The sequence below is a fragment of the Arenibacter lacus genome, assembly GCF_008711145.1.
GTDB lineage: Bacteria > Bacteroidota > Bacteroidia > Flavobacteriales > Flavobacteriaceae > Arenibacter > Arenibacter amylolyticus.
This window is the reverse complement of sequence record NZ_VVIN01000164.1, coordinates 1-1,416: the sequence shown is the minus strand read 5'-3', so window position 1 is coordinate 1,416 and position 1,416 is coordinate 1. Positions and strand designations below refer to the sequence as shown.

General features: G+C 37.4%; 1 protein-coding gene and 1 pseudogene. One reads left to right on the top strand and one right to left on the bottom strand.

From position 1 onward, the window contains the following. Window positions 1-85 precede the first annotated feature (85 nt). Window positions 86-961: an alpha/beta fold hydrolase gene (locus F1E73_RS16950; protein WP_150452655.1), complete on the top strand. Its 876-nt coding sequence runs from the start codon at window positions 86-88 to the stop codon at window positions 959-961. A 310-nt stretch (window positions 962-1,271) separates the two neighbouring features. Here the strand turns inward: F1E73_RS16950 and F1E73_RS18165 are convergent. After that, window positions 1,272-1,416: pseudogene (locus F1E73_RS18165) on the bottom strand (IS91 family transposase); the annotation flags it as partial.

Here is a 1,416-nt window from a genome sequence, read left to right as displayed (position 1 = left end):
TCCGGCACGATTTCATTACCAGAAAATCCTAACGGATTTCCCAGACCGAAATCATAGCCTTAACGTTAGCTACAATTAAAACAAGATGAAAATTATACCAAAATTATTCATTTTCCTTCTTACAGGTTTATTCTCTTTAATCTCAACAGCTCAAGTTCAATTAAACTTTGATTTTGATACACCATATGGCAACAACCAAGCTGTTGGGAAATATGTTGAAATTAATGGAGCTAGGATTTATTTCGAGGAGTATGGTGAAGGAGAGCCTCTTTTACTTATTCATGGAAATGGTGGAAGTATTATTTGGATGGGTAATCAAATAGATTATTTCAAAAAAAAATACAGAGTAATTGTTGCGGATAGCCGAGGTCAAGGAAAGTCTGAATTAAAAACTGATTCATTGACGTATAAGCAAATCACAGAAGATTGGGAAGGATTGGTAAATCATTTAAAACTTGATTCCCTAAATATTATTGGCTGGAGTGACGGTGGAATAATTGGTCTAAAAATGGGAATTAACAATAAAGTCAAGATTAAAAAAATTGTGTCTATGGCTGCAAATCTAAGACCAGATACAACAGCAGTTCATCCATACGTGGTTGATATAATCAAAAAAGAATTTGACCTGGTAAAATTAAAAATAAAAGAAAAAGACAAAACCCAAAATTGGAATTTGAAAAAACAACTTTTAGGATTAGTTGGAGAACAACCTAATATACCAATCACAGATCTTTCTAAAGTTAAAGCAAAAGTATTAATCTTGGCTGGAGATGAAGATGTAATTAAAAGCGAGCATAGTATGGAAATATATGAAAATCTAGAAAAGGCACAACTTTGTATTATGCCAGGTGAAACACATTTTACTCCTTCCTCTAATCCAGATTTATTTAACAGTATTGCGAATAGATTTTTGTCAGAACCTTTTAAAAGGCCAAAGTCTGATGCATTTATAAATAACTAATGCTAAAAAATAACTGTAGCTAATAACTAAGTCTTCGTGTGGTCGGTACTGCCAGTCCCGAAAGTTCGTGAGGGAGCCAAACATGAAGACCGTGTTGACTGAACCGGCCCTAGTTTCCCCTTACTATGGGGATTTCTATGGTTTGTTGGAGTCTTTTACATATATCTTGTTGCCGGAGCTGGGCCCTTAAGATGGTGGTCTCCCTTTTTCGTAGCCCGTTCCGGTGCCCTTTTTGATTTCCTTGGCCCATTTTACTCTCCGGAACGGCCTTTCCTATCCCGCTATTTTAATTTTGGCTATGGGCATCCCCTTACGCTTTTTGGGGCGTTTTTCTTGGGGCGCTATTTTTTAGTCGATCGGACCATGCTTTGGGCGGGCCATGGCTATCGAATACCGCTACGGTTACCATAATCCCGATCTGGCATTAAGGACATCGGCGATGTTTCAAGGGAGGT